General features: G+C 43.6%; 22 protein-coding genes and 1 pseudogene. 1 reads left to right on the top strand and 22 read right to left on the bottom strand.

The window, feature by feature from the left end; translation table 11 throughout:
- Position 1: 1 nt before the first annotated feature.
- From ACVRYP_RS07690 to ACVRYP_RS07655, 8 genes and pseudogenes are all read right to left on the bottom strand, one after another.
- Positions 2–1,446 (bottom strand): annotated as a pseudogene (locus tag ACVRYP_RS07690) (amidase).
- A gap of 9 nt (positions 1,447–1,455) precedes the next feature.
- Complete coding sequence (locus ACVRYP_RS07685) at positions 1,456–2,469, bottom strand: Gfo/Idh/MocA family oxidoreductase (RefSeq protein WP_447468147.1); 1,014 nt, start codon at positions 2,467–2,469, stop codon at positions 1,456–1,458.
- Between the two features lie 184 nt (positions 2,470–2,653).
- Complete coding sequence (alaS, locus tag ACVRYP_RS07680; RefSeq protein ID WP_447468146.1) at positions 2,654–5,275, bottom strand: alanine--tRNA ligase; 2,622 nt, start codon at positions 5,273–5,275, stop codon at positions 2,654–2,656.
- Positions 5,276–5,298: 23 nt separating this feature from the next.
- The gene (locus tag ACVRYP_RS07675; RefSeq protein ID WP_447468145.1) at positions 5,299–5,796 is read right to left on the bottom strand and encodes an LURP-one-related/scramblase family protein; all 498 of its coding nucleotides are present in this window, start codon (positions 5,794–5,796) and stop codon (positions 5,299–5,301) included.
- Between the two features lie 226 nt (positions 5,797–6,022).
- Positions 6,023–6,997, bottom strand: coding sequence for a peptidylprolyl isomerase (locus tag ACVRYP_RS07670; protein WP_447468144.1), 975 nt, complete (start codon positions 6,995–6,997; stop codon positions 6,023–6,025).
- A gap of 69 nt (positions 6,998–7,066) precedes the next feature.
- Positions 7,067–7,774 (bottom strand): O-methyltransferase, encoded by a 708-nt coding sequence (locus tag ACVRYP_RS07665; RefSeq protein WP_447468143.1) that lies wholly within the window; start codon positions 7,772–7,774, stop codon positions 7,067–7,069.
- Positions 7,775–7,826: 52 nt separating this feature from the next.
- Complete coding sequence (locus ACVRYP_RS07660) at positions 7,827–8,339, bottom strand: GNAT family N-acetyltransferase (protein WP_447468142.1); 513 nt, start codon at positions 8,337–8,339, stop codon at positions 7,827–7,829.
- On the bottom strand, positions 8,312–8,857 hold the full coding sequence (locus ACVRYP_RS07655) for a GNAT family N-acetyltransferase (RefSeq protein WP_447468141.1): 546 nt from the start codon (positions 8,855–8,857) through the stop codon (positions 8,312–8,314). The genes ACVRYP_RS07660 and ACVRYP_RS07655 overlap by 28 nt, the downstream gene beginning before the upstream one ends.
- Before the next feature lie 135 nt (positions 8,858–8,992).
- Here ACVRYP_RS07655 and ACVRYP_RS07650 point away from each other — a divergent pair, with 135 nt between their 5' ends.
- Positions 8,993–9,562: a TVP38/TMEM64 family protein gene (locus tag ACVRYP_RS07650; RefSeq protein WP_447468175.1), complete on the top strand. Its 570-nt coding sequence runs from the start codon at positions 8,993–8,995 to the stop codon at positions 9,560–9,562.
- Between the two features lie 374 nt (positions 9,563–9,936).
- Here ACVRYP_RS07650 and pepF read toward each other — a convergent pair whose 3' ends face one another.
- From pepF to ACVRYP_RS07580, 14 genes are all read right to left on the bottom strand, one after another.
- On the bottom strand, positions 9,937–11,736 hold the full coding sequence (gene pepF / locus ACVRYP_RS07645) for an oligoendopeptidase F (protein ID WP_447468140.1): 1,800 nt from the start codon (positions 11,734–11,736) through the stop codon (positions 9,937–9,939).
- A complete protein-coding gene (locus tag ACVRYP_RS07640; protein WP_447468139.1) occupies positions 11,723–12,703 on the bottom strand; it encodes a competence protein CoiA in 981 nt (326 codons plus the stop codon). Before ACVRYP_RS07640 ends, pepF begins: the two co-directional genes overlap by 14 nt.
- 103 nt (positions 12,704–12,806) lie before the next feature.
- Positions 12,807–14,198: a PTS sugar transporter subunit IIC gene (locus ACVRYP_RS07635; protein ID WP_447468138.1), complete on the bottom strand. Its 1,392-nt coding sequence runs from the start codon at positions 14,196–14,198 to the stop codon at positions 12,807–12,809.
- 29 nt (positions 14,199–14,227) lie between these two features.
- Entirely contained in the window at positions 14,228–14,539 is a 312-nt protein-coding gene (locus tag ACVRYP_RS07630; RefSeq protein ID WP_447468137.1) for a PTS sugar transporter subunit IIB, read from the bottom strand.
- A gap of 53 nt (positions 14,540–14,592) precedes the next feature.
- Complete coding sequence (locus ACVRYP_RS07625) at positions 14,593–15,678, bottom strand: DUF871 domain-containing protein (RefSeq protein ID WP_447468136.1); 1,086 nt, start codon at positions 15,676–15,678, stop codon at positions 14,593–14,595.
- A 19-nt stretch (positions 15,679–15,697) separates the two neighbouring features.
- Entirely contained in the window at positions 15,698–17,074 is a 1,377-nt protein-coding gene (gene gmuD / locus ACVRYP_RS07620; RefSeq protein WP_447468135.1) for a 6-phospho-beta-glucosidase GmuD, read from the bottom strand.
- Positions 17,075–17,365: 291 nt separating this feature from the next.
- The gene (locus ACVRYP_RS07615; RefSeq protein WP_447468134.1) at positions 17,366–17,635 is read right to left on the bottom strand and encodes a hypothetical protein; all 270 of its coding nucleotides are present in this window, start codon (positions 17,633–17,635) and stop codon (positions 17,366–17,368) included.
- Between the two features lie 71 nt (positions 17,636–17,706).
- Positions 17,707–18,297, bottom strand: coding sequence for a 3-isopropylmalate dehydratase small subunit (gene leuD, locus ACVRYP_RS07610; protein WP_447468133.1), 591 nt, complete (start codon positions 18,295–18,297; stop codon positions 17,707–17,709).
- 15 nt (positions 18,298–18,312) lie between these two features.
- The gene (gene leuC / locus ACVRYP_RS07605) at positions 18,313–19,695 is read right to left on the bottom strand and encodes a 3-isopropylmalate dehydratase large subunit (protein ID WP_447468132.1); all 1,383 of its coding nucleotides are present in this window, start codon (positions 19,693–19,695) and stop codon (positions 18,313–18,315) included.
- Entirely contained in the window at positions 19,692–19,967 is a 276-nt protein-coding gene (locus tag ACVRYP_RS07600; RefSeq protein ID WP_447468174.1) for a DUF1294 domain-containing protein, read from the bottom strand. The genes leuC and ACVRYP_RS07600 overlap by 4 nt, the downstream gene beginning before the upstream one ends.
- 2 nt (positions 19,968–19,969) lie before the next feature.
- The gene (leuB, locus tag ACVRYP_RS07595; RefSeq protein WP_447468131.1) at positions 19,970–21,007 is read right to left on the bottom strand and encodes a 3-isopropylmalate dehydrogenase; all 1,038 of its coding nucleotides are present in this window, start codon (positions 21,005–21,007) and stop codon (positions 19,970–19,972) included.
- Entirely contained in the window at positions 21,008–22,561 is a 1,554-nt protein-coding gene (locus ACVRYP_RS07590; RefSeq protein WP_447468130.1) for a 2-isopropylmalate synthase, read from the bottom strand.
- Between the two features lie 335 nt (positions 22,562–22,896).
- On the bottom strand, positions 22,897–25,134 hold the full coding sequence (locus ACVRYP_RS07585) for a DNA internalization-related competence protein ComEC/Rec2 (RefSeq protein ID WP_447468129.1): 2,238 nt from the start codon (positions 25,132–25,134) through the stop codon (positions 22,897–22,899).
- On the bottom strand, positions 25,118–25,798 hold the full coding sequence (locus ACVRYP_RS07580; protein ID WP_447468128.1) for a helix-hairpin-helix domain-containing protein: 681 nt from the start codon (positions 25,796–25,798) through the stop codon (positions 25,118–25,120). The genes ACVRYP_RS07585 and ACVRYP_RS07580 overlap by 17 nt, the downstream gene beginning before the upstream one ends.
- Positions 25,799–25,801 lie beyond the last annotated feature (3 nt).

Raw genomic sequence — 25,801 nt, 5'->3', positions numbered from 1 at the left:
TTTATTTCAATAGGCCTGCATCTTCAAAATCCTTGGCTAAATGGAGCAATAGATCTTCCCTCCCTTTTGCTGCTGTCAGCTGAACCCCTATTGGCAGGTCATCGGGCCTGCGATAAGTCGGTAAGCTAATGGCTGGCTGACCGGTCAGATTGGCCTGCTGGGTAAAGGGGGTCCAGTCTAGGCTATCTGCAAACATTTGCCAAATGAGGTCATGCTGCTCCTGCATAGAACCTCTCTAATATGGAGCAATTTGTCTTTTAGCTTTTCTGATAAATCAAATTGTCCATGCTTAGGGGCCACATCAGCAACCGTCGGCGTCAGCAAAATATCATACTTTTCATGAAAATGAGCCATCTGAGCTGAGAACTGATCCCAGATATTGAGGGTATGACTGTAGGTTTTGGCAGGAATGGTCTGGCCTGATTGGTAAATTGCCCAAGTCATCAGTTCCATATCGTCTGGTGTCATAAGCCGTCCTAAGCTGGCTTCTATCCCGTCAAACATGGTGGCCGTTTCGACACTATTCATGATATAGTAGGCTTTCATGGCTGTGACCCCATCGACAGGCTGGGCCTGGAGTGGGGTGAGCTCATGCCCTTGGTCAGACAAGAACTTGGTTGCCTCTGTCGCGGCAGCAATGGCTTGGTCTGACACACGGCCCCCAATCGGCGACGCCGTTAGCAGAGCGATTTTTAAGGGCTTTTCCCATTTTTCCTTAAAAATCTCAGATCGAGTTAGTGTCGCTAAAGGAAAAGGGCTCTCCGTCTGATAGCGTTGGGTGTGATAGAGCAGGTGCTGAGTGTCTCTCACAGATTTGGTCAAGGCAAAGTTAACCGAGGCGCCTTGCCAGCCTCGATAGGAAGCTGGTCCTACTGGAATACGTCCTCGGCTGGGTTTGAGGCCGATGAGGCCGTTAAAGGAAGCTGGAATGCGGATAGAGCCTCCCCCATCACTAGCTCCTGCTAAAGGTACCATCCCTGAGGCCACTGCTGTTGCCGCACCTCCACTTGACCCACCCGCATTGCGAGTGACATCTTGCGGTAGATTGACGGCACCATGCAGGCGCGAATCACTGATATTTTTAAAGCCAAATTCAGGGGTATTGGTTCGTCCAAGGACGATAAAGCCAAGGCTTTCAAAAACCTCTACCAGGTAATCGCTTCTTTGCGCTCTGTAGTTGGCGAAGAGTTTGGAACCTGAAGTAGATAGCTGTCCAGCTTGATTCTGGCCTAAGTCCTTGAGCAGAAAGGGAACCCCTAAGAAGGGCTGACCATTATCTGTTAAAGATTCAGCCTTCTCTCTGGCTTCCTCATACTGTTTACTGACAACGGCATTGAGCTCAGGATTCATCTTTTCAATTTTGGCAATGCTGTCGTTTACGAGCTCAAGCGCTGAGACTTCTTTCTCGCGAACAGCATTAGCCATTGCTACTGCATCTTGAAACATGTATTCTCCTTATTTAAGTATCTTTAACCCTTCTTCAAGCATTTCCATAAGGGCAATCGTTTCTTCATCCTTGATTAATTTTGGAGCTTCATTAGCTAGAGTTTCATAAACATGTTGGTAATAGGTGGTGTAATCGCCAACTTCACTGATGACTTTTTCTTCACGGTACTGCCCTCTGTCATCAATGTAGGTTAAGGTGCCGTAGTGTTCTGGAAAATCGAGGCCGAAATCTGGGTTGGTAGGCATGTAGAAGCGTTTGAGGTCTGCTTCTTGACGGTCCTTGCTTTCCTTGACAAAGACCCCTTTTTTGCCGTAAACGATGAAACTTGGTCGTTCTTTCAAGCGGAAATAGGAAGACTTCACTGATATTTTAAGTGGGCCCTCATAGTACAAATCGAGGTCAAAATAATCATTCATCCGACCGTCTCCAAGAAGCTGGCGAACATCATAATGGACCTTTTTTGGGAAACCAAAATAAGAAATGACTTGGTCTAGAGTATGACAGGCATGGCCATAGAGGTAGCTAGTCGCATTATCAAAAAAATCAATTGACTCAGGAATTTCTGGACGAAAATAGTCAAAATGCATCTCCAGCTCCAGCAATTCCCCTAACTTCCCAGATTCGATTACTTTTTTGACTGTTAAAAAGTCCGAGTCAAACCGACGATTCTGGTAGGCTTGTAAGAACAGGCCTTTTTCCTTGGCGAGAGCAAAAAGCTCTCGTGCTTCTGCAGCTGTCTCAGTAAAAGGCTTTTCGAGGAGAACATTTTTCCCAGCCTCCAAACAGGCTTTGGCTAACTCATAGTGAACGGTATGAGGGGTTGTGATGACAACCAGATCCAATTCAGGATCCGTCAACACATCTTGGATATCATGAGTGTATGCAATCCCATCTATCTTAGGCCATGTTCCCGCTGTTCGGGAATGGATAGTCTTCACCTTAAATTGACCCTGTTTTTGAATAAAGGGCATGTGGTAGCGATAGGTCGATTTACCATTTCCAATAAAAGCAATCGTAAGCATTGTTTTCTCCTTTTTCTTTGTTTAAAACCAAGTGACAGGGCCTAGAGACATCGCCTACAAGTTTCAAGGCTCTGACTTTATTTTGGATAATAGAGTTTATCCTAGCATAACTTTTTTCACAAAGCTGGTCAAGTTATAAAAATAGTTTAAAAAATCCTCTGAACCATTTCAGAGGATTTAGGGTCTATAGATTGTCTGCAACAGCTGCCAAGAGTTTGTCAATACTTGAAGCATCGCTTCCTCCGGCCATGGCCATGTCTGGTTTACCACCACCACGACCTGACACAATCGGTGCCAGAGATTTGACCAAGTTTCCAGCGTGAACGTCTGCTGACTTGCTGGCTACCAAGAGGTTTACTTTCTCACCGATGGCTGCGACAAGAACTAGGACATCAGAATAATCTTTTTGTTTCCAGTTATCGGCAAAGGTACGTAGAGCCCCTGCATCGGATACCTGAACTTGGCTAGCAATGTAGCGAACGCCATTTGCTTCTTGGACAACTTTAAAGACATCGCCAGCAGCAGCTGCTGCAGCTTTTTCTTTAAGGGCTGCGTTTTCTTTTTGAAGCTCACGCAGTTGGTCTTGTAAGCTAGCTACCTTAGCTGGAACTTCCTTGATTTGTGGCGCTTTAAGCGTTGTGGCAATCTCTTTAAGCGCATCCTCTTGCTCGCGCAAGGCTGCAAAGGCATCAGAGCTAGTGACAGCGACGATACGACGGGTACCTGAACCAATCCCTTCTTCTTTCAAAATCTTGAAGAGCCCGATTTCAGACGTGTTAGCAAGGTGGGTACCACCACAAAGCTCGATGGAGTAATCGCCGATTTTCACGACACGCACGCTTTGACCGTATTTTTCACCAAAGAGGGCCATGGCACCGAGCGATTTTGCTGTATCAATATCTGTTTCGATAGTTTCAACTGCGATCGCTTCCCAGATTTTTTCGTTGACCTGGGTTTCGATGGCACGCAATTCTTCAGCTGTCAAGGCTTGGAAGTGCGTAAAGTCAAAACGAAGCACATCCACATCATTCAAGGAACCTGCCTGAGTAGCATGGTTGCCAAGGACCTGATGAAGGGCGGCGTGAAGCAGGTGAGTCGCTGTGTGGTTTTTCTCAACCGCATAACGACGCTTAGCGTCAACCACGAGGTGATAGGCCTCACCGACAGCTACATCTGCAAGCAGTTCCAGAGCATGAAGCGGTTGGCCATTTGGCGCTTTTTGGACATCAACAACCTTGGCAACGACATTGCCAGAAGCATCTGTGATCACACCGTGGTCAGCCACCTGACCACCCATTTCCGCATAGAATGGGGTTTGGCTAAAGACAGCCAAGGCTTCTTGTCCAGCTTCAGCCGTTTCAACGGTTTCGTTGTCGACAACTAAGGCCACTAAGTCTGAGTCCAATTCTAAGGTTTCATAGCTAAAGCTTGAGGCTACTGTGATGTTTTGCAGGGTTTCATTTTGCATGCCCATAGAGCCACCTTTAACCACAGCTGCACGCGCACGGTCTTGCTGCTCTTTCATGGCTGCTTTAAAGCCCTCATGATCAATCTTAAAACCATTGTCTTCAGCCAATTCTTCTGTCAATTCCACAGGGAAGCCATAAGTATCGTAGAGCTTGAAGATAGCTTGGCCGTCAAGCGTATCTTTGCCTGCTGCTTTGAGGTCTGACAAGAGGCTGTCCAAATGACTGCTCCCCGCTTCGATCGTACGGGCAAATGTTTCTTCCTCCCGCTTGACAATCTTCTCGATAAAGTCACGTTTTTCAAGCACTTCTGGGTAGTAGCTTTCCATGATTTGGCCGACAGTTACTACTAACTTGTAGAGGAACGGCTCGTTGATGCCCAGACGACGGCCATGCATAACGGCACGACGTAGTAAGCGACGAAGCACATAACCACGACCTTCGTTACCTGGAAGGGCACCATCACCAATTGCAAAAGCTAGCGAACGAATGTGGTCCGCAATGACCTTAAAGCTCATATTGTCCCCATCTGGGTCATAGGTTTTCCCAGAAAGTTTTTCTACTTCACGGATGATTGGCAGGAAGAGGTCTGTCTCAAAGTTAGTTTTAGCCCCTTGGAAGATTGACACAATACGCTCAAGACCCGCCCCCGTATCGATGTTCTTAGTTGGCAACTCTTTGTACTCAGAACGTGGCACTTCTGGGTCTGCGTTGAATTGAGATAAAACAATATTCCAAATCTCGATGTAGCGGTCGTTTTCGATGTCTTCAGCAATCAAACGCACCCCAATGTTTTCAGGGTCAAAGGATTCCCCACGGTCATAGAAAATTTCCGTATCAGGGCCTGAAGGACCTGCACCGATTTCCCAGAAGTTATCCTCAATCGGAATCAAATGGCTCGGATCAACCCCAAGTTCGATCCAACGGTTATAAGAATCCTTGTCCTCTGGGTAATAAGTCATGTAAAGCTTGTCTAAGTCAAAGCCAAACCATTCCGGACTGGTTAAGAGCTCAAAAGCAAAACCAATCGCTTCGTCACGGAAATAATCCCCGATTGAGAAGTTGCCGAGCATTTCAAACATGGTATGGTGACGAGCTGTCTTACCGACGTTTTCAATGTCGTTGGTACGGATAGACTTTTGAGCATTGGTAATCCGTGGGTTTTCTGGAATCACAGATCCATCAAAATATTTTTTGAGAGTTGCAACACCTGAGTTAATCCATAAAAGAGTCGGATCATTAACTGGAACCAAGTTGGCAGAAGGTTCGATCGCATGACCTTTAGAAGCAAAAAAGTCGAGCCACATTTGGCGGACTTGGGCTGATGAGAGTTGTTTCATTTTTTTTCCTTTTCTTTTTTAGGCTATGTTGCAGAACTAGCTGCAGCTTTGTCCTGTTCTTTGACGTAATCAATAGCAATGACAAGAGAAATCACTAGATCAGCATAGTCTTCTTCATAGATATTTACCTGATAGGTCGATGTCATTCGTAGCCACTCTTGACGAATCTCAGCTAGGGTTTGGCCTGACTTTTCAAGGGTAAAATTCATCCCCCAGAAGTCTCCCTGAATGTCGACACCTATATCAGAAATCTCATATTTTGGTCTAAAAAGTGATAAGCCTTTTTTGATTGTAAAACTCTGTCCATTTGTCAGTGTCACTGTAAACTGGGGTAAAAAGCTCAAGACTTTCTTCTCAATCCTGCTAATGAGATTTCCTTTCATGTCTGAAATGGTGAATGTTTTAGGAATCTTCAAAAAGCTTCCAGTTACTTCATAAGCAGGCATTCCCGCTTCATCATGTATTGTAAATTTACCACCCAATGACCACATTTTTTGCTTTATTTGATATCTTTTAGACATAATGTTTCCTCCTTTGAAACAAATGAAGTCCATCAAACGAAGGGCGAAAACCGCGGTACCACCTTCATTCGATGAACTTGTCATCCTCATTGAGCCAAAGCTCGACTATGTAGAGTGTTTCCACTCAGTTGTTAAACAAGTAGCAACATCTCTCCAGCAAAGGTGGCTCGCACTAACCGCCACTTCCCTGAATTTGCTTTTGAGGAGAGATGATTCTTGTTTTTCCTTATTCTTCAGATGAAGCTGATGAGCTATCTGAAGTTGATGAACTATCTGATGTGATGTATTGAGATAAGATGCTTTGGAATGCTTCATCTTTCACTTTAACATTTGCTGCCTGCAGCTCATCTGCAACAACACCTGTAATGAAGCTAGCATCTGATTTTTTCTGAGTCAGAATAGCTTCTTTTAAGATATCCTTATAGTCTTCCCAGTTGTCAGATTTCTCTGTTTTCTCATTCAGTTTGACCACATAGTAACTTGTTGCATAAGTTGATGGATCAATTACAGCTACAACAGAATCACCAACTTTTCCAACTTCAAGGGCAAAAATGGCTTCCTGAAGTTGGCTAGAAACTTCAGTTGACGTTGAGTCAAACGTAATAGTTCCACCATCTTCCTTGGTCGCGGAATCTGTAGAATGTTCCTTAGCCAAGGCTGCAAAATCAGCACCATCTGCCTTAGCTTTTTCAAGAACTTCATTTGCTGTTTCTTCGTCAGCCAATTTGATGATTTGGGCAGTTACTTCAGGTGTATATGTATCATAGGCCGCCTTATAGGCATCATCAGTCAACTCTTTTTCAGCTGCTTGAGCAACTGCGTACTCAACTAATTTATTGGTACGAATTTGAGATTTGTAACTTTCCTCTGTCATGCCTGCTGAGGCAAGAGCTGCAGCGAAATTGTCACCATACTGGGCAACACTCTCGTCGTAAGCTTCTTGAACTTCTTTGTCGGTGACATCAGAACCGTACTTTGTTTCAAAAACAGAGGCAATGACTTGCTCCAGCAAAACTTGTTGGGCTGAACCGTTGTTTTTGACAACGTCGTAAAACTCGGAAACAGTGATGGTATCACCTTTCATTGTAATAATATCTGTGTCTGTATTAGTAGAAGAGGTAACAGATAAGGTTGCAACAGAAGAGATAACAGCTGTTGCAATCAAAGCGATACCAGTTCCTAAAATAGATTTTTTAGTCATTAAATCGATGTACTCCTTGTTTAGAATCAACTTGACTATTATACCACAAAAGCTTTAAAAATGCTTAAATTAATCTGGTAAAACAACATTTTCACTCTTTTTTCGTATCATAAGAAGTCCATCCCCCAATGGGACTACACTCACGGTCAAGTCAGGGTGATTTAGTGTTGCGTCAAAAAGTGCTTGGAGGCCTTTATAAATTGCCCGTTGACCTCTTTTAATCTCTTCAAACGGTAAGGCGACATCGCCTCCCTGAAAAACATCATCAATCAAGATTAACCCACCTGTCTCGGTTCGCTTGAGAATCTCAGGCAAAAAGACGATGTATTTTGATTTAGCAGAGTCCATAAAAACAAAATCAAACTGTCCTTGGAGGTCTGGTAAGATTTCCAGAGCCTCTCCCTCGAGAAGGGTCACTTGCTGACGGTTATCATACTTTTTAAAATTTTCCTTAGCTAAAGCAATCATCTCAGGATTACGGTCAATGGTCGTAATCTTTGCTTCTGGAGCATGATGTGCCATTAAGAGTGTTGAAAAACCGATAGCTGTCCCGATTTCCAAAATACTCTTGGGTTCCATACTCTCTAACATCAGACGAAAGAAAGCTACCGTTTCATGTGGAATAACGGGAACATTATTTTCTTTTGCAAAAGTTTCCAATATCTTGAGATGATCAGTGACTGGCGCTTGGCGTTGACGCATAAAATCAACGATTTCTGGTTTGACCACTGGTCGTCTCATATTTGGGTTTGCGTGTTGACTATATGTATTTACCATGGTCTTATTCTACCACAGAAAAAGACTCAAGCAAATACTTGAGCCTTATTTCTTATTTAACATGAATCCAATAACGAGCCAAACGCTTGCCATCTTCTATAGAAATAATGCTTTCCAAGACACCACCGGCTTTTTCAATCGTTTTACGGCTGGCAACATTGGTTTCATCAGCTGTTATTAAAACAGCTGTTATGCCACGTTCTCTGTATCGTTCGAGCGCAAAAGCTAGCAATGCTGTCATAACCCCTTTTTGGCGAAAATTTGGAGCGGTCACATAACCGATATGCCCACCAACAGTTGCCAAGTCGCCCTTTTCTAACTGCCAACGGCATCCAATACGACCTGCCATTTGACCATCCTTAAAGGCATAGTAATTGGTCGATGTTGACCAGTCAGGATGATCAGTCTGGGTCTCTTGCCGCTTAGACCGCTCAACAAAAGCTGCAAACTCACCGTCTTTTAAAATCTTCGGTCTGATAAATGGATTATCCTCTTCTTGCAAAAGCCTTTGAAACTCTCGGTAGGCACTTTCGTCTTCTAATCGAATCGTTCTGATGTCGAGCATACTTTTTCTCCTGTTCTAAGCCAATACCTAGCAACTGTTATCGATTCTTCAAAATAGGTTACAGAGGAAAATCCCTCAAAGACGCCCCCTTCTTGTTCAATAAAACGTCGCCCTACTAGATTATCTTCTTTAACAGTCACTAATACTTCCTTCTGTTTTTTCTGGATAAAGGCATTTTTTGCATATACTAAGAGCTGATGTGCAACGCCTTGTCTCCGATAATCTTTAAGGACCTTATAACCAACCTGACCCAATTGTTGAATAATAGGTTTATCAGCATCCCAAAAACATTCCACTTCCCCAACCAGACGATTTCCTTCAAAAGCATAGTAACGACTCATACGAGACATTGCGTCAGATAATCCCTTCGTCTCTAGCAGTTGAGATTTTGCAACAAATTCTTTAAAATTATCAACTTCGTTAACTTCCACAAACGGATTATTCTCCTCTTGCAAAAGCCTTTGAAACTCTCGGTAGGCACTTTCGTCTTCTAATCGAATCGTTCTGATGTCGAGCATACTGATTCCCTCCTAAATTGTTATTCTATTATACCAAAGATTACCCCCTTAACAACCCCTCTTTAGTTGTTTCTTCTATCAAAAAACGCTACAATAAAAATGATGAAAGAAAGTTTAAGAATACGTCGCATTCGACTGATAATCACCTTCATTAGCCGTCTCCTACTGGTTGGTCTGTTAGCCCTTCTGGGATATTTGGCTTATAAAGGCTACTTGACCGATATTAACAAACTCAAAAATCTTGTCAAAGGCTCTGGTGTTTTTGGTCCCGTCCTCTTTTTTGTCATGCAGATTATTCAAGTCGCTATTCCCATCTTTCCAGGTGGGATTTCAACCATTGCAGGCGTCGCTCTCTTTGGTCCTTTTCTTGGCTTCCTCTTAAATTACACAGGTATTTGTATCGGGTCTCTTTTAGGGTTTCACATCGCCAAGCGCTTTGGTCGTCCATCCCTAGCTCTCTTTTTTAAGCCAGAAACGATTGCCAAATATGAAAAATGGACAGATCCTAGCAGTAACTTTACCAAATACTTTGCCATTGCCATCTTCCTTCCCTTTGCTCCGGATGATTTTCTCTGCTATCTAGCAGGAACGACTAAGATGTCTTATCAAACCTTTACCACCATCATACTACTAGGAAAACCATTAGCCATCATCGTTTATAGCATGGGCCTCTTTGAAGTCCTCCAGCAACTGTTTTGGACATAATGGAGTAAAGGCTTTATCCCAATTCGACCAGTTTATCACTAGTCTGAGAGCGTAGACAAACCCTGTTTTCTGTATTATTGATTTTCAAAAGTTTGGCTAATGATTTAAAATAATGTATTTTTAGCGAGAGAGGTAAGCAAAAACGGAAACTTTCCGCTGTGATAAAAGAGCCTGAAACTTAATAGTTTCAGGCTCTAGGAAGTTTTGAGACCTTAGGCTCAAAACTTAGGTTTGGAATTCCGAAGGGAGTCGCTACCGTCCGTTATCGCCTAAGGAAAGTTTCAAAAATAACTTTGTCTTCAGTCTGCGACCAGTTTATCACTGGTCTTTTTTGTATTCAAAAAGACTCTTACCAGAGGTAAGAGTCATCTAGATTAAGAATACAGTTTTTCAGCTAAGGCTTCTAATTCTTCCAAGCGACGTTCAAAGACTTCAAAGGCTGCATTGAGGTAGTCCTCGCTGGTCATATCCACACCTGCTGTTTGCATGACGTTGATTGGATAATCTGAACTTCCAGCACTGAGGTAGGCGATATATTTGTCCTTGTCCTCTTGACTGCCATTGATGATTTTTTCAGCAAGGGCTGTTGCCGCCGCAAAACCTGTTGAATATTGGAAGACATAGTAATTGTAATAAAAATGCGGAATACGTGCCCATTCGTATTGAATTTGCGGGTTATCTTCCTTGGAAAGACCATAATATTTAGCGTTTAGGTCTGCGTAGAGAGCATTCATGTACTCGCTGGTCAGTACCTCACCCGCCTGATCTGCCTGGTGAATGGCTAATTCAAACTCTGCAAACTGGGTTTGGCGGAAAATCGTTCCTCTAAAGCCGTCCAAATAGTGGTTGAGAATGGCAAAGCGTGCAGCATCATCTTCCACTTCATTGAGCAGGTGCTCTGTCAAGAGATTTTCATTTGTCGTAGAGGCAATTTCCGCTAAAAAAATAGAGTAATCACCATAGACGTATGGTTGATTAGCACGGGTATAGGCTGAATGCATGGAATGACCTGTCTCATGAACCAAGGTATAGAGATTATTGAGGTTATCCTGCCAGTTAAGAAGCATAAAGGCATTGGTGTCATAAGCGCCACCAGAATAGGCTCCCGAGCGTTTCCCAGTGTTCTCATGGACATCAATCCAACGCTCACTAAAGGCTTGCTTCACACGGCTAAGGTAGTCATCACCAAGAATCGCCAGGGCTTCCTCTGCTTTAGCCAGAGCATCTTCATAGCTAAATGACGGGTCTCCTTCACCAAGTGGTGTGTAAAGATCATACATCTTGAGATCGTCAATCCCCATGACTTTTTGACGCAGCTTGATGTAGCGGTGCATCAAAGGCAGATGTTTATTAACCGCTGATACCAAGGTATCGTAGACCGCTTCAGGCACAAAGTTCCGAGACAGTGCCGCTTCACGCGCACTGTCAAAATGACGAACAGAGGCATTCAAATTATGCGTCTTAACAGCAGTCTGTAAGGTTTTGGCAAACACATGCTGGAATTGCTCATAAACAGAATACATGGCCTCATAGGCACGTTTACGGACATCACGGTCCTTAGACTGCATAAAGGTAATATAATTGCCATGTGACAATTGTACTTCCTCCCCATTTTCATCACGAATCGTTGGGAATTTCAGATCAGCGTTATTCAAAATCGAGAAGGTTTCCGGTCCAGCTGAGAATACCTCGCTAGCTGCCGCCAAAATACCTTCTTCTGCTTTTGAAAGCACATGCGGTTTGTTTTGGAACAAACGGTCAAAGTAATGGGCATACCCCTCAAGACTCGGCTCCTCTTTCACAAATTGATTAAAAGTCTCTTCAGACAGCGCCAAGAGCTCTGGCTCATAGAAGGCAAAGACCTGACTCAGTTTAGCATAGGCTGTTTTACCTTTAGCATTAAATTCTTGGTACTTGGCCTCGCGCGTGTCTTGGTCATTTTTCATGTGACCATAAACATAAAGTGTGTCAATTCGACGAGCCAAAGCCAAGTATGCCTCCGTTACTTCTAATAAAGCTTGACCTGACTGTGCCAACGTCCCTTCGAAACGACCAGCCTCCTCTAGAGTTGCCATAATATCAACCAACTCAGCCTCCCAAGCTTCATCGCTTGGAAAAATCGTGGACAGGTCCCAGGTGTATTTTTCGTCGATTTCAGTTCTATTTTTTACCATGTATAAGATCCTCCGTATCTTTCATTTTATCATAAAAAGCTGGAGAATAAAGGATTTGGCAACGCTTATCCTTTTTACTAACATAGTAACGCTGAAATTGTTGGTAATAGGGTTTTAGATCCCGGGAGATTTGCGTTAATCCATCAGCAGAAATGGGGGTCACCTGAGGGTAAAAGTCTTCTGAACCATAAGTCAGTAAATTTTTCCCCTGTCGGTAGGCCTCGGCTTGTTTGGCCATCCATCTTGGGTTTTGAAAATAGAGTTGCTGACGGACATAAGAAACAATGCTATGATCCATTTTCCCTTCAAAGCTATGAAGCGACTGCGCCTTAAATGGAAACCGCAAGCAGGCCATCAAGTCGTCCTCCCCAAATGGAAATGCCTTGGTCAAATACTGGACCTTCCCACGGAGATCCTCATGGATCATATATTTTAACCTCAAAACAGTGTTTTCTTCGTCCAATTCCCACAGGTAAAAGCCACAATTTTTGCTAAAATATAAAAAACCACGTTGAAGCTTAGTTAGCGTTTCTTTTAACCAAAGTTTCCGTCCCAAAAGCCAAAGGACTTCACGTCCAGAAGCATGGTACTGATTTGATCGCTCTTTCAACCGTTCTTGCGATAAAGTCGAACACTGGACTTCTAAAGCCAAATGTTCGTTTAACATAACATCCGCAATCTGGCCAATGTCTGATAAACATTCCTCCAGAATGACATGGGTGAACTTATCTTTTGAGGCCCACCTGTAAAGATGACCTTTGAGATTGAGGTGTTCTGTAGATTCGTTTTCCGCAAAAAAACTGCATTGTTCTCGAGTCACATGGGCAAAGTGTGGCCGATTGATTGTCCCCTTTTTAAATCGGGCTTGCCCCAGACAACCAGGACAAGTAAAAGGGGCCTGATTCCTCTTGATTTCCTGATGGACAGCATTAACCAGCTGACCATGCCGATCCTTGGCCACTAACATAACCACCACCTCCATCTCTATATTCGTAAAGAAATGAAAAAAGCAGACCAGAATTCCAAGTCTGCTAAAAATATAAACTCTTAAAACATGATTGATATGAAAACTACGCTTCTTCTACATTCATGCGATTAGCTGCAATAACAAATGGTGTCCAAATCAAGAATGACACGAATAGGTTGAAGATTGCTACCAAAGCTGCCATGATATTATTTCCTGTCGCTAAGAAGGCATAGAGACCCGGAGGCGTAATCCACGGAACAGAAAGATAGACTGGTGGAATCAACCCTGCAGAAGTCGCTAAATAAGCAATCGTACAACAAACCGGTGGCACAATTAACCATGGAATTAAGAAGATCGGATTAAGGACGATTGGGATACCAAAGATAACAGGTTCATTGATGTTGAAGAGGCCCATTGGAGCTGCTAATTTGCCAATCGTTTTATGATCTTGCCGTTTTGAAAAGACAAATATGGCAATAATCAAGCCCAGTGTAATACCAGATCCCCCCATCTGCGCAAAGGCATCAAAGGAACCACGCGTCCAATCCCAAGGAAGTTGGCTGATATCCTGAGTGGCTTCGTAAACAGAAGTGTTTTCCAAAAGGGCAGGACCATAAATACCATCCATGATTGGTGCTAAAACGTTATGACCATGAAGGCCAAAGAACCAGAACAATTGAACCAAGAATGACAACAGAATAACACTAAACAATCCTTGAGACAAGCCCATCAATGGTTGTTGAATGTAGGTAGAAATCAAATCATTAAGTGGTGAGCCAGTCAGCGCAATAGCAAGATGTGCTAAAATTGCTGATACATAAATAGCAATTGTACCAGGAATAATAGCAGCAAAGGCTTTGTTAACTGCAGGCGGTACGGAGTCAGGCATCTTAATAATGATATTCTTCTTAGTTAATTTGATATAAATAAGACTAGAAATAAAACCAATAATTAAAGCTGTAAAAAGACCAGTTGCTCCAAGATATGAGGTTCCAATAGCACCACTGTGAGCATAATCTAATGATGCACCAGTGTCGCCTTGTGCAATAGTAAGTCCTAAAGCAGAAAGGGCATCTAGGGCTGTTCCTTCAGCTCCTGCCAGGTCGATAGCAACTTTAACGGTTTGTGGAATCGTTGCAACAAAAGACGCAAATGAAATCAAACCACCTGCAATTGGGTTAACACCATCACCCTGAGAAAGGTGGTAACCAATTCCAAAGGCAAAAACTAAGGCAGTAATGCCAATGGTCCCTGCAAAAACATAGCCATTTATGGTAATAATTGGCTGCATAGCCTCAGCAATACCTGTTGCTCCAAGACTATTTGGAATATCCCGAAAGAATACATTAAGCAAGACAGCGATGGACCCTGCTAATGTAATCGGCATCATTGCGATGAAAGAATCACGAATGGCAACCAGATGTTTCTGGGAGCCCATCTTCCCTGCAAAGGTCATGAACCCTTCCATAAACTTACTGTTCATAAATTTATCCATGATAAATTACTCCTCTTTTTATTTTTCCCCTAAGCGTTTATTAATGCTAAAGCACTATCAAGTACTTTCTCCCCATTCATGGTACCATAGTCTACCATATTAATATCAGTGACCTTGGTATCTGGTTCAAACTTTTCCTTGTACTCTTTTAGCATAAAACGGACCTGTGGACCAATCAAGAGCACATCAACTGTGTTTTTCGCCATCTCTTGATCTACCTCCGAAACTGGTACAGCAAAAATATTAGCGTCAAAGCCTTTAGCCTCAGCAGCTTTTTGCATTTTCGTTACCAGCATACTAGTTGACATACCTGCATTGCAGACAAGCATAATTGTTTTCATATAATTCCTCCTTATATTTGGATAATGTTTGTTAACAATAATAATGAAATGGGCTAACCTTCTCGACGTGATAATTTGAAAGTTTGCCAAGGTTTTAAATGATCGAGAAGTGCTAAATCCTCCTGACAAATACGTCCAACAATATTCGTCTTCTCAGAAATCTTAAAATCTTTTAAAGCAATTTGTAATTCTCCACAATATCGAGCATAAAGACAATTGTCAATCAGAATATCCCCTCGTTTCACTTCTCTATTAGAAGGAAGGGGTACAATGTTATATTGGCTGTATTTTGGTCGATGACCTGTAGAACGAATAACATAATCAGATATATCCCCACGATAATTATGTCTTTCGCCAATGATGGCCTCTTCAATGGCTGAAAGATCTGACCTCAACTCGACATCTAAAGTCAATAATTCACCCTTGGGAATAGTTCTTAATTCCGTTTTAGATACCATCTGATTAGATATAATAATATGGTCCACTAAATCAGAAGCTAACAACCACTTATACTGAGACGTAAGGGGCAAATGCCGATGAATTTCTAATGTGCATAAGCCTTCTGACACTGGCCATGGACCTGTATCTGCCGTCTGAGCAGTGATAAAAGCAGCTCGTTCAATCCCGTATCGACTATATTCCTCACTGATTTTTAAAAAATAGTCTGTGCCTAATCCTGTGTATTCTCTTGGATAAAAATTATGGCAAGCTGTAATATTATCTAGGTTTACTCCTAGTGCAACTAATCTTTCCAATAAATGTGGTTCAGTGCTCATATTTAGCTCAATTTTTATACCATAAGAATTGTGGCTTAAATCAACTAAGTCTTGATCTGGATAGGATTCATCTAAACGTATCCCAGAAAGGCCGAACTCAAATGCCCGTTTCGTCAAATCATCCTGCCAACCTAATTTTTTTATAAATTCTGGACTTAAATCTGCGAAAACTCTAAAGGATTTAGATTGGCAATAAGTGACTATGGACTTATAATGCTTAAGCATTATCATGTCTTCTGGATCCAATTGCAACAGGCTCAGAAAAACCCGTTCACAGGTCATGTCAGAAAATTGATCCACATAGGCTTTTAAGGTTTCTAAGTCGTGATGTTCTGGATAAAGTGAAAAGCCAAGTTTTACCATATCGATTGCTCTTTTCTAATTAAAAGCCATTATTTTGACTGAGTTCTTTGAACCATTTTCCAGATTTTTTAACTTTACGAGATTGATCTGTTAAATCGAGTTCGACAAGACCATAGCGGTTTTTATAGCTATTGAGCCATGACCAGCAATCTATAAAGGTCCAAAGCAGATATCCTTTACAGTTAGCTCCCTCTTCAATGGCTTTATGAAGCTCTTTTAAATGGCCTTTGATGAACTCAATCCGGTAGTCATCTTGAATCATTCCATTTTCACGGAATTTTTCTTCCCCTTCAACGCCCATACCATTCTCCGTCAAAATCCATTCGATATTACCATAGTTTTCCTTGATGTCACATGCGATATCATAGACACCATGTTCATAGATTTCCCAACCACGGTGCGGATTCATTTTCCGGCCTGGCATTTCATAATGGTCAAAGTAAACGGAAGGGAAGAATGGTGCTTCTGGATTAGGCAGATATTTAGGAGCGGCTACACGTAGTGGTTGATAATAGTTAACCCCTAGGTAGTCAACACAGTTCTCACGGATTATTTTCAAATCATCTTCTTGAAAATCAGGTAGTAAATGATGTTCTTTGATCAGTTCAATTAGCTCTTGCGGATATTCCCCTTTGACCGAAGGATCTAAGAACGATTTTGCTTGAAACAGTTCCGCGATGCGAGCGGCCTTTAAATCTGCTGGGTGCTGACTCCTTGGATAAGCCGGGGTCAAATTGAGTACAATTCCTATTTTATAATCAGAACTAACCTCATGACATGCCTTTACTGCTAAACTGCTGGCTAATTGGGTGTGGAAAGCAACTTGAATCCCTGCTTTAGGGTCTACCGTTGCAGGGTAATGAAGTTGGTAAAAATAACCACATTCAACAGGTACAATCGGCTCATTAAAGGTAATCCAGCGATCAACCAAATCACCAAATTCTTCAAAGCAAATACGTGCATAACGCTCATAAGCCTGAACCGTAGAACGGTTTATCCAGCCCCCCTTTTCCTCCAAACGCATAGGCAGATCAAAATGATACAAATTGACAAGTAATTCAATTCCTCGCGCTTTTACACCTTCAAAAACACTTCTGTAAAAGGTAATGGCTTTATCATTGACCTCTCCATCACCGTCTGGAATAAGACGTGACCACTGGATCGATGTCCTAAATGCTGTATGACCGGTCTCAACCAAGTAGTCTAAATCTTTTTCATAATTCTCATAGAAGGTAGAGGTCAATTCAGGGCCAACTTGATTGTGAAACTTTTCTGGTGTTTCCTTAAACCAGTGATCCCATGTATTATCACCCTTTCCATCATCTGGGAGACGTCCTTCTGACTGAGGACCTGAGGTTGAGCTCCCCCACAAAAAACCAGTTGGAAATGTAATCATCACTGCTCCTTTCATTTTCTTTTCTTAATTCCATAATAGCTTAATAAATCAACATTGTAAACGGTTTTAAAGTTATATATTTTCCCTATCAAAAAGGAAATTTAATAACAAAAAAAGAGCCTGATAAACGATTCAGCTCTCATAGATGAATTCCGGTAAAAAGTATGTTTAAAAACTGAGATAAGCAAGAAAGAGAATGTTTCGGCCTTTTCCAAAAGACCTGAGTGCTAATATCCCTGCCATGCTGTTAAACTCAGCTCTGCATAGTTTGGCTACAGCCATATAGCCATATCAGGCATCTTGATCATCCTCAATGACATCTGCTTCTTTAATGGTTCGACTCCTATCTGGCGGTATAGGAGCTATTCCTTGGGAGTCATCTTCCCTATTCTCAGGAGAAAAAAACTGTTTGAGCCAGTTCCAAATAACAACCAGTAGAATAACGATCAGCAGAGGGCGCCAAAAGGACTTGAGAAAGACAAGTCCTAACAAAAGAAGAATTGCCAAACAACCACAACCCGCATTGGAAGCATTCCGTTGAACATAGACCACACGTGCCATTATCGTCTTTCCCTCCTATCCTCAAATAATTCTTTGATGTTATTCTAACATAGTCAGCAGGAGAAATCGCCTCAGAGCCAATAGCTGGGGCGATTTTTTTCGTAGGCAGCAATCAACTCCTCATATTGCAGGGTAATTCTGATGTCATCGAGACCATTGAGCAACTTGTGCTTCCACTGGTCATCGATGTCAAAGGAAAAAGTCCCAAATGGTGTGATCAATTCCTGCTTAGGGAGATCGATGGTAATCTCCTGATCTGGTGCTAACTGAGCCAGTTGTTCTCTAACTTCCTTGGGTTGGACAATGGGAAGCATGCCGTTATTGAGCTCATTATTGTAATGAATGTCTCCAAAAGAGCCAGCAATCACCACCTTAAACCCATAATCGGCTAAGGCCCAGGCGGCATGTTCCCGAGAAGAACCCGCCCCAAAATTATCTCCTGAAATGAGGATACTTGCTTTGGCATACTGGGGTTGGTTGAGGATAAAATCAGGATTGTCTGTGTATTTTTTATCCAAGTAGCGCCATTCAAAGAAGAGGTACTTGCCGAATCCTTTTTTATCAATCAACTTGAGAAACTGCTTGGGCAGGAGTTGGTCGGTATCGATATTGTCGTTCATGATAGGAACTGTTGTCCCTGTATAGATTGTAAATTTTTCCATAATTGTTTTTACACCTTACTTTGTTTCAGGCAGCTGGCGAACATCGACAAAGCGACCAGCGATAGCGGCAGCGGCAGCCATAGCTGGGCTACAGAGATGCGTCCTTGCTCCAAAACCTTGCCGGCCTTCAAAGTTACGATTACTGGTCGAGGCACAATGAACACCTTCTGGAACCTTGTCTTCATTCATACCTAGGCACATAGAACAACCTGGGTCGCGCCATTCAAAGCCAGCTTCCAAGAATATTTTATCCAGTCCTTCGGCTTCTGCAGCCCGTTTAACAGGCCGACTGCCTGGTACAACAATAGCTGTGACATGATCAGCAATCTGTCGGCCTTTAACAAACTTCGCAGCTAGACGTAGATCGCTGAGCCTAGCGTTCGTACAGGATCCGATAAAGACATAACCAATTTTAATGTCTTGTGCGGTCTGGCCGGGTTTCATGTTCATATAAGCATAGGCACGCTCATCGTTCATATCCCTCATCTCTGGAAAAGGTTGGTCAAAGGCGACAGCCATTTCTGGATTAGTGCCCCATGATACCATCGGTGCCAGATTGGAGACATCGATAGTAATGACCTTATCATAAGAAGCATCCTGATCTGAGACCAAGGTCTTCCAATCGGCCACAGCTTCCTCAAAGGCCTCTGGCATGCACTCTCTACCTTTCATATAGGAAAAGGTGGTTTCATCAGGTGCCATTATCCCATACTTGGCACCAAACTCAATGGTCATATTACAGATAGACATGCGCTCTTCCATACTGAGGCGTGCAATGGCTTCACCCGTGTACTCTACGGCGTAGCCGACACCAGCACCAACGCCATACTGGGCAATGAGAGCCATGACAAAGTCTTTCGAATACACCCCTGCTTGCGGTGTGCCAACAAATTCAACCTTCATCTGCTTAGGTTTAACTTGCCAGAGACATTGGGTCGCAAAGACATGCTCAACTTCTGATGTCCCAATCCCAAAGCCAATTGCGCCAAAGGCGCCATGGGTTGCGGTGTGGCTATCTCCACAGACAATGATTTTGCCAGGTTGAGTACGGCCAGTCTCTGGTCCTACTACATGAACAATCCCTTGCTTCTCACTGCCATGAACTGCTGTCTCAATCCCAAATTCCTCAACATTACGCGTCAAGGTATCTATCTGCGTTTTTGAAATCAAGTCCCTGATGTTAAAAATATCCTTGGTCGGAACATTGTGATCAATGGTTCCAAAGGTCAAATCAGGCCGCCGTACCCGACGCCCTGCTTCTCTCAAGCCATCAAAGGCCTGAGGAGTTGTCACTTCATGGATATAATGCTGATCAATATAGAGCAACTGAGGTTGGCCAAGCTCTCCAGTTATGACATGGCGCTCCCAAATTTTATCAAAAATTGTCTGCCCGCTCATAGGACACCTCCATTCCAAATCCAATAATAAACGCCTACCAAGAGAGCTAGACTAACCCACCAAACCAGCTGAAAATACCATTTGCGAGTTTTGTGGTGAAAGACTTGCCCACCCAACCAAGCTCCAAGACCGCCGAAAAGGAAACTCTCCACAAGTAAGAGCTTTTCGGGCAGGCGCCACTGATTTTTAACAGCGCAGTACTTGTCCCAACCATAGCTAGCGAACACTAAGATATTCCATAGAGCTAAGAGCCCCGTTAATATTTCCTTTATGGTCATAGTTTTTCTATAATAGCCGCTGTCATCTCTGCTGTACTTGCCCGTCCACCGAGATCAGCTGTCAAGATATCATCAGACAACACACTCTCAACAGCCTCTTCTATCATGCGGGCCCCGATTTCTTGACCAAAGGATTCCCGTAACATCATGGCAACGGATAAGACCATGGAAATAGGATTGGCCAAGCCCTGACCAGCAATATCAGGGGCTGACCCGTGAATCGGTTCATAAAGGCTAGGACCTGTCTCTGAATGACTGGCTGACGGCATGAGGCCGAGACTTCCTGCTAGAACTGACGCTTCGTCCGAGAGAATATCGCCAAATAAATTTTCGGTGACAATGACATCAAAGCGACTCGGTTGCGTAATCATCAGCATGGCTGCAGAGTCAACTAACTGATGCTCTAGTTGCACGTCCGGAAACTCTTTGGCCACCTCATCAGCGACTTGGCGCCAGAGTTTTGAAGTCGCCAAAACATTTTGCTTGTCAATACTAGTGACCTTGCCTCGGCGTGTTTGGGCTAAGCGAAAGGCTGTTCTCAAAATCCGTTCAATTTCTGGCCGCGTGTAACGATTGATATCCTCAGCCCAATCCTTGTCTAGTTCATGTTTGCCAAAATAAATGCCTCCTGTCAGCTCCCTCACAACGACAAAGTCCAAGTTTTCCAGACGATCCGCCTTGAGCGGTGATAAGTGGGCTAGAGCTGGAAAAATTTTGAGCGGACGAATATTAGCAAACAACCCCAAGGCTTCCCTCAACTGCAAGAGGCCTTGTTCAGGTCGAACAGCTGCTGAATCATATTGGGGACTACCAATGGCAGCAAGCAAGATGGCATCCGCTGATTTGGCAGCTGCAAGCGTTTCTGCTGGTAGGGGGTGTCCGCTCGCATCAATCCCAGCACCTCCAAAAGGAAAGTCCTTTAGGTCGTAGTCAAAATTGATTTTTTTGGCAACTGCTGCAAGAACATCCAACCCTGCTGTCATGATTTCAGGACCGATGCCGTCTCCAGCTAGCGTTACAATCTGATATGTCATTTAATCTTTCTCCGATAGGCGCTGACCAATAATGCCAGCATTTTCTTTCTGTACCAAGGTATTGGCGTTGATGTAGGCTTCTGCCGAAGCCTTTAGAACATCAAAGTCAATGCCAGATGCGTTAAAGAGTGTCCCGGTTTCCATATTTTCAACCGTCACGTGTACGGAGGCTTGCGCATCAATACCTTCTGTCACAGCCTCAATTTGATAGCGTTCTAAACGTACTTTTTGTTTGAAGAACTGGTCGACTGCATTAAAGATGGCTTCAACAGACCCTTGCCCTTCTGCTACCAATACCACCTGCTCATCCTGTTGATTGACCATAAAGATTTGGGCCGTCACCTTACCAGAATCCTCTGTCATGGCCTTTAAATCCGCGAATTGGAAACCTTCTAAATCTTGAACCTCACGGTCTAAGACCAGAGCTCTAATATCCGCATCAGTAATCTCTTGTTTTTTATCAGCCAGGGCCTTAAATTTTGCAAACAAGCGGCTAATTTCTGTCTCGTCTACTTCAAAATTTAAGGATTTTAATTTGTCAACAAAGGCATGACGACCTGAGAGTTTGCCGAGAGGTAGGGCATTTTTCTGAACCCCAATTAATTCTGGCGTGATGATTTCATAGGTTAATGGGTTCTTTAACACACCATCCTGATGAATGCCCGATTCGTGAGAGAAGGCATTACCACCAACAACAGCCTTGTTTTTTGGTAGCGGAATCCCAGAAGCCTGCGAAACCAACTCCGCCAAAGCCATGGTTTCTGAAAGTTTAATCGGGCTATCCACTTGGAAAAAATCCTCACGAATGTTTAGGGCAACAGCAACTTCCTCTAGGGCAGCATTTCCAGCCCGCTCACCGATACCATTGATCGTTCCTTCGACGCGACCTGCTCCATTTTTAATAGCAGCAAGTGTATTAGCTACAGCCATTCCAAGGTCATCATGGCAATGAGGGCTATAGATAATCTCACGGTCCGACTGGATATTTTCCGTTAGCATTTTAAAAATTTGACCATAAGGTTCCGGTGTGGTAAAGCCTACTGTATCTGGAATATTGATATAGGTGGCGCCAGCATCCACTGCTGTCTGAACAACTTCTAACAGAAAGTCTGGCTCTGTCCTTGTCGCATCCTCTGGTGAAAATTCAACCACGTCAAACTTGGACCTAGCATAGCTAACATGCTCTTTAATCGCTTCGAGGATTTCTTCTTTTGACTTTTTAAGTTTAAACTCTCGGTGAATGGGACTGGTCGCGATAAAGACATGAACCTGAGGATATTTGGCATCTTTTAAGGCCTCATAAGCGGTGTCAATATCTGACTTTACTGAACGAGCCAAGCCTGTTACTGCTGTTTGCGTCATCACTCCTGCAATCTGACGAACGGCCTCAAAAGAATCTGGACTGGCTGCTGGAAAACCTGCTTCAATAGCTGAGATGCCCCACTTCTCCAACTGCCTAGCAATAGCCAACTTTTCCTGGATGGAAAAATTCACTCCCGGCGTCTGCTCGCCATCTCTCAAAGTCGTGTCTAAAAATTCAATCTGTCTTTTCATTACAGTTTCCTTTCTTCTTTTAAACCTCAGGAATCTCCCAGTTCATTAATATTCAGAGGAGAGCTTACCTTGTAAGACCCCCTAGCAAAAAAGAGGAGCCTCCAGCGAGACTCCTCATCCCGCTTGGTAAGCCAAACAGGACTAATGCTCTTGCATTAGTCCTTGGGTCGCAACAATAAAGATGATGACATTGTTGATACCATGTGCTGACTCCCTGTAAGTAATGATGAGTCCTAGTTTATCATTTTCAGAAAACTCTGTCAATACTTTTGTGTGAATTATCAGAATTTTCTTTTTGATTTTTAAAACCGATTATCTAACCGGCAATCTATTCCTCACTTCACCGTCTCAACGCGCCAGCTGCGCCACCCTGTAAACCGAATAGCGCCCTCTTGGTCCGTCCGAAAGGTGGTTATCCCGCGCTCTTCAAATCGCTCCAAGGTTTCAGAATGGGGATGTTGGTAGCGGTTATTCTTACCTGCTGAGAAGAGGCCAATTTGAGGCTGGATGTGGTCAAGAAAGGCTGGATAAGAAGACCCTTTACTACCATGGTGGCCAGCTTTTAGAACATCAACGGAAAGGTGAGGATAGGTTTCGATCAAGTCCAGCTCGCCATCCTCCAAATCCCCTGTAAAGAGAAAACGGGTTTGGAGCAACTGCCCGTAGAGGACAATCGAATCATTGTTGCCACCATCTCCTGTCGTCATGGGATAGAGCACTTCTAAATAGCTATCAAAGAGGGGAATCTGGTCACCGACGGTCGTCACATGGACAGGTATGTTTAAGCTTTCTAGGACCTGAACGAAATCCGCATCGGTCAGACTGCCTGGCGAGACCCAGATTTGACCGATATCAAAAGCTTGACTGACTGGAATGAGGTCACCGATATGGTCGGTGTCGGTGTGGGTCAAAACGAGGGTATCTATCTTTGCGACCCCACGGCTTTTCAGGTAAGGAATCAGAGTTCGGTCTGCATTGCTGTCTGTTTGCCCCTGCTGCCACTCTTCTTTGCCTGCAAAACTGACCTTTCCACCCACATCGATGAGGACATTTCTACCTTTCATATCTCTTAGAAAAATGCTGTCGCCCTGACCAACATCTACAACGGTCACTTCATTGGTCAAGGGATGCTTCGTCAGAAAGAGCAAGGATATTAAAAGTAAGCATAGACTAACGCGAATTTTTGGCTGTTTCCAAGAATCATATAAAAAGCCCAAACAGATCAGTAACAGAACTAAAACCAAAAGACTGGGCTTGCCAAAGACAAAGGGTCGCTGAACAATCCCTGCTAGCCAGTGGATGATGGCCTCCAGCCCAATAAACAAGCTATTGAGCTCTGCTATTTTCCAAAAAGGCGATAGCAAGAAAGTGAGGGTCAAAAGGGGTAAGAGCAGGGTATCAAAAAGCAAGGAAAAGGCAAAGGTCAGGACGATGGAGAGCGGTTGATAGCTAGCAAAGTGCCAAATGAGGATCGGTAGGATGCCAAGGGACAGGCTTAGGGACGTTAGGACTGATCCTTTAAGCCCCTTTAGGTCATCGCTAGCAATAAAGGACAGGATAAAGGCATAGCTAAAACTGAGGACACCACCTGTGGTCAGAAGAAAACCTGGCATGAGTATGAAGCTGATCAGAACCGTTAGTCCAAGATTATCCAAACCGGAGATACCTTGATTGGCTAAGTTTTTTTGAATCAAGCTACGCAGGACCGAAACCGAAAATCCAGTCATTCCTGCATAAAAGAGTGAAAAAGGCAACTGCAACCCATCGACCAGTTCCTTGGTCAAGCCCAAGCGCAACAAGAGCCAACGAAACTTATCTACAAAAAAACTGACATGCATGCCTGAAAGTGCAAAGAGATGAATGATGCCCAGACTAGAGTAAAGGTCTCTCATCTGGTCAAAGTCCTTGTCCAACTGCCCAAAAAGCAGGCCTGTCAGATAATGGCGCATGGGGTCAGGAAACTGTTGTTGTGTATAAACAATAGCTCGACGTCGCCATTGGGCTAACAGGTCAAAGGGATTGAAACTGGTGACAGGAGAGATAGTCTCGATATGCTCAAGCTGGACGATCTTATAGATCCCCTGTGTCTCTAAATAGGACTGATAGTCAAATCCCTCAAAATTTCGCTGCCCTTCCGCTTCAGAAACCTCTGCCTGGACAGTCATCTGAACAGTCTGTGTGAGCTTTTGGAAATAGGACTGTTCTTCTTTATTTTTGAGCTTGTAAAAGACCTGGAAGGTTTGGCCTGATGCTTTCGCTCGAAAGGACAGACTGTCCCCATTGACACCGATGGTGTCTGGGACTAGCTGAAGATGGCTGATTTCTTTTGGAGCTGTTCGTTTGGTCTGCGCTGCGAGGTAGTGATGGCTGATAAAGAAGAGCCCAAAAGGTAGCAGAATCATCAGGCTCGCCTTGATCACTGCTCTGCTATGCTTAAACAAAAAGCGCCAAAGGATATAGCCTAATAATGAAAAGGTGATGGGTCCAGGAAAATGGAGGGTGTAAAAGGCTAGGATGAGGATAAGGGCTAGCTGGATAGGCGGAAGAGATGAACGTTTAATCCACTGAAACATAAACTCTCAACTTTTCCATGGTCTTGTCACCAATGCCTGAGACTTTCTTTAGGTCGTCCACCGTTTTAAAGCCACCGTTGGCCTCGCGGTAATCGATAATATCCTGGGCACGCTTGGCACCGATACCTGAGATAGTCTGCAGCTCGGCTAAGCTAGCTGTGTTGAGGTTAATCAAACTGTTTCCGCTCTCTCCAGACTGGCCTTCTTTTTCGCTAACCGAGCTGGTAATGACGCTAATGTCCTCCCCTTGACTGGCCACATAAATAACGGCCTCATCGCTGAGTTTTTGGGCAAGGTTGATAGATTTTCCATCTGCCTCTTCCGTCAGACCTCCTGCTTTGGCCACAGCATCAGCCAAACGGTCTCCCAGCTTCATCTGATAAAGCCCAGGCTCTCGCACTGCTCCCTTAACATCCACCATGATGCTCTCTTCCTCAATCTGACTTTTTTTGTCGTCTTTTTGTGGTGACGAGGCTTGGTCTAAAGACTCCTTGTCCTTTTCTTCGGGAACGACTTGGCTGGCTAAAGCGGTGACGGAGGGCACTTGTTCCACTTGACCTGGTTGTTGGAAAAAGAAAAGGGCAAGTCCAACCGCTACTCCTATCCCAATAAGACCTGCCGCCATCTTGTTTTCCTTAACCATTTCTAATATATTCTCAAACATGAA

It is taken from the genome of Streptococcus rifensis (assembly GCF_053203525.1).
Note: the sequence above shows the minus strand (reverse complement) of the source record. Positions and strands in the feature narration are given on the sequence as shown.

Excerpts from the sequence above, each read along its gene's own strand:
- ACVRYP_RS07685 (WP_447468147.1), bottom strand. The coding sequence starts at position 2,469 with ATGCTTACGATTGCTTTTATTGGAAATGGTAAATCGACCTATCGCTAC.
- alaS (WP_447468146.1), bottom strand. The coding sequence starts at position 5,275 with ATGAAACAACTCTCATCAGCCCAAGTCCGCCAAATGTGGCTCGACTTT.
- ACVRYP_RS07675 (WP_447468145.1), bottom strand. The coding sequence starts at position 5,796 with ATGTCTAAAAGATATCAAATAAAGCAAAAAATGTGGTCATTGGGTGGT.
- ACVRYP_RS07670 (WP_447468144.1), bottom strand. The coding sequence starts at position 6,997 with ATGACTAAAAAATCTATTTTAGGAACTGGTATCGCTTTGATTGCAACA.
- ACVRYP_RS07665 (WP_447468143.1), bottom strand. The coding sequence starts at position 7,774 with ATGGTAAATACATATAGTCAACACGCAAACCCAAATATGAGACGACCA.
- ACVRYP_RS07660 (WP_447468142.1), bottom strand. The coding sequence starts at position 8,339 with ATGCTCGACATCAGAACGATTCGATTAGAAGACGAAAGTGCCTACCGA.
- ACVRYP_RS07655 (WP_447468141.1), bottom strand. The coding sequence starts at position 8,857 with ATGCTCGACATCAGAACGATTCGATTAGAAGACGAAAGTGCCTACCGA.
- pepF (WP_447468140.1), bottom strand. The coding sequence starts at position 11,736 with ATGGTAAAAAATAGAACTGAAATCGACGAAAAATACACCTGGGACCTG.
- ACVRYP_RS07640 (WP_447468139.1), bottom strand. The coding sequence starts at position 12,703 with ATGTTAGTGGCCAAGGATCGGCATGGTCAGCTGGTTAATGCTGTCCAT.
- ACVRYP_RS07635 (WP_447468138.1), bottom strand. The coding sequence starts at position 14,198 with ATGGATAAATTTATGAACAGTAAGTTTATGGAAGGGTTCATGACCTTT.
- ACVRYP_RS07630 (WP_447468137.1), bottom strand. The coding sequence starts at position 14,539 with ATGAAAACAATTATGCTTGTCTGCAATGCAGGTATGTCAACTAGTATG.
- ACVRYP_RS07625 (WP_447468136.1), bottom strand. The coding sequence starts at position 15,678 with ATGGTAAAACTTGGCTTTTCACTTTATCCAGAACATCACGACTTAGAA.
- gmuD (WP_447468135.1), bottom strand. The coding sequence starts at position 17,074 with ATGATTACATTTCCAACTGGTTTTTTGTGGGGGAGCTCAACCTCAGGT.
- ACVRYP_RS07615 (WP_447468134.1), bottom strand. The coding sequence starts at position 17,635 with ATGGCACGTGTGGTCTATGTTCAACGGAATGCTTCCAATGCGGGTTGT.
- leuD (WP_447468133.1), bottom strand. The coding sequence starts at position 18,297 with ATGGAAAAATTTACAATCTATACAGGGACAACAGTTCCTATCATGAAC.
- leuC (WP_447468132.1), bottom strand. The coding sequence starts at position 19,695 with ATGAGCGGGCAGACAATTTTTGATAAAATTTGGGAGCGCCATGTCATA.
- leuB (WP_447468131.1), bottom strand. The coding sequence starts at position 21,007 with ATGACATATCAGATTGTAACGCTAGCTGGAGACGGCATCGGTCCTGAA.
- ACVRYP_RS07590 (WP_447468130.1), bottom strand. The coding sequence starts at position 22,561 with ATGAAAAGACAGATTGAATTTTTAGACACGACTTTGAGAGATGGCGAG.
- ACVRYP_RS07585 (WP_447468129.1), bottom strand. The coding sequence starts at position 25,134 with ATGTTTCAGTGGATTAAACGTTCATCTCTTCCGCCTATCCAGCTAGCC.
- ACVRYP_RS07580 (WP_447468128.1), bottom strand. The coding sequence starts at position 25,798 with ATGTTTGAGAATATATTAGAAATGGTTAAGGAAAACAAGATGGCGGCA.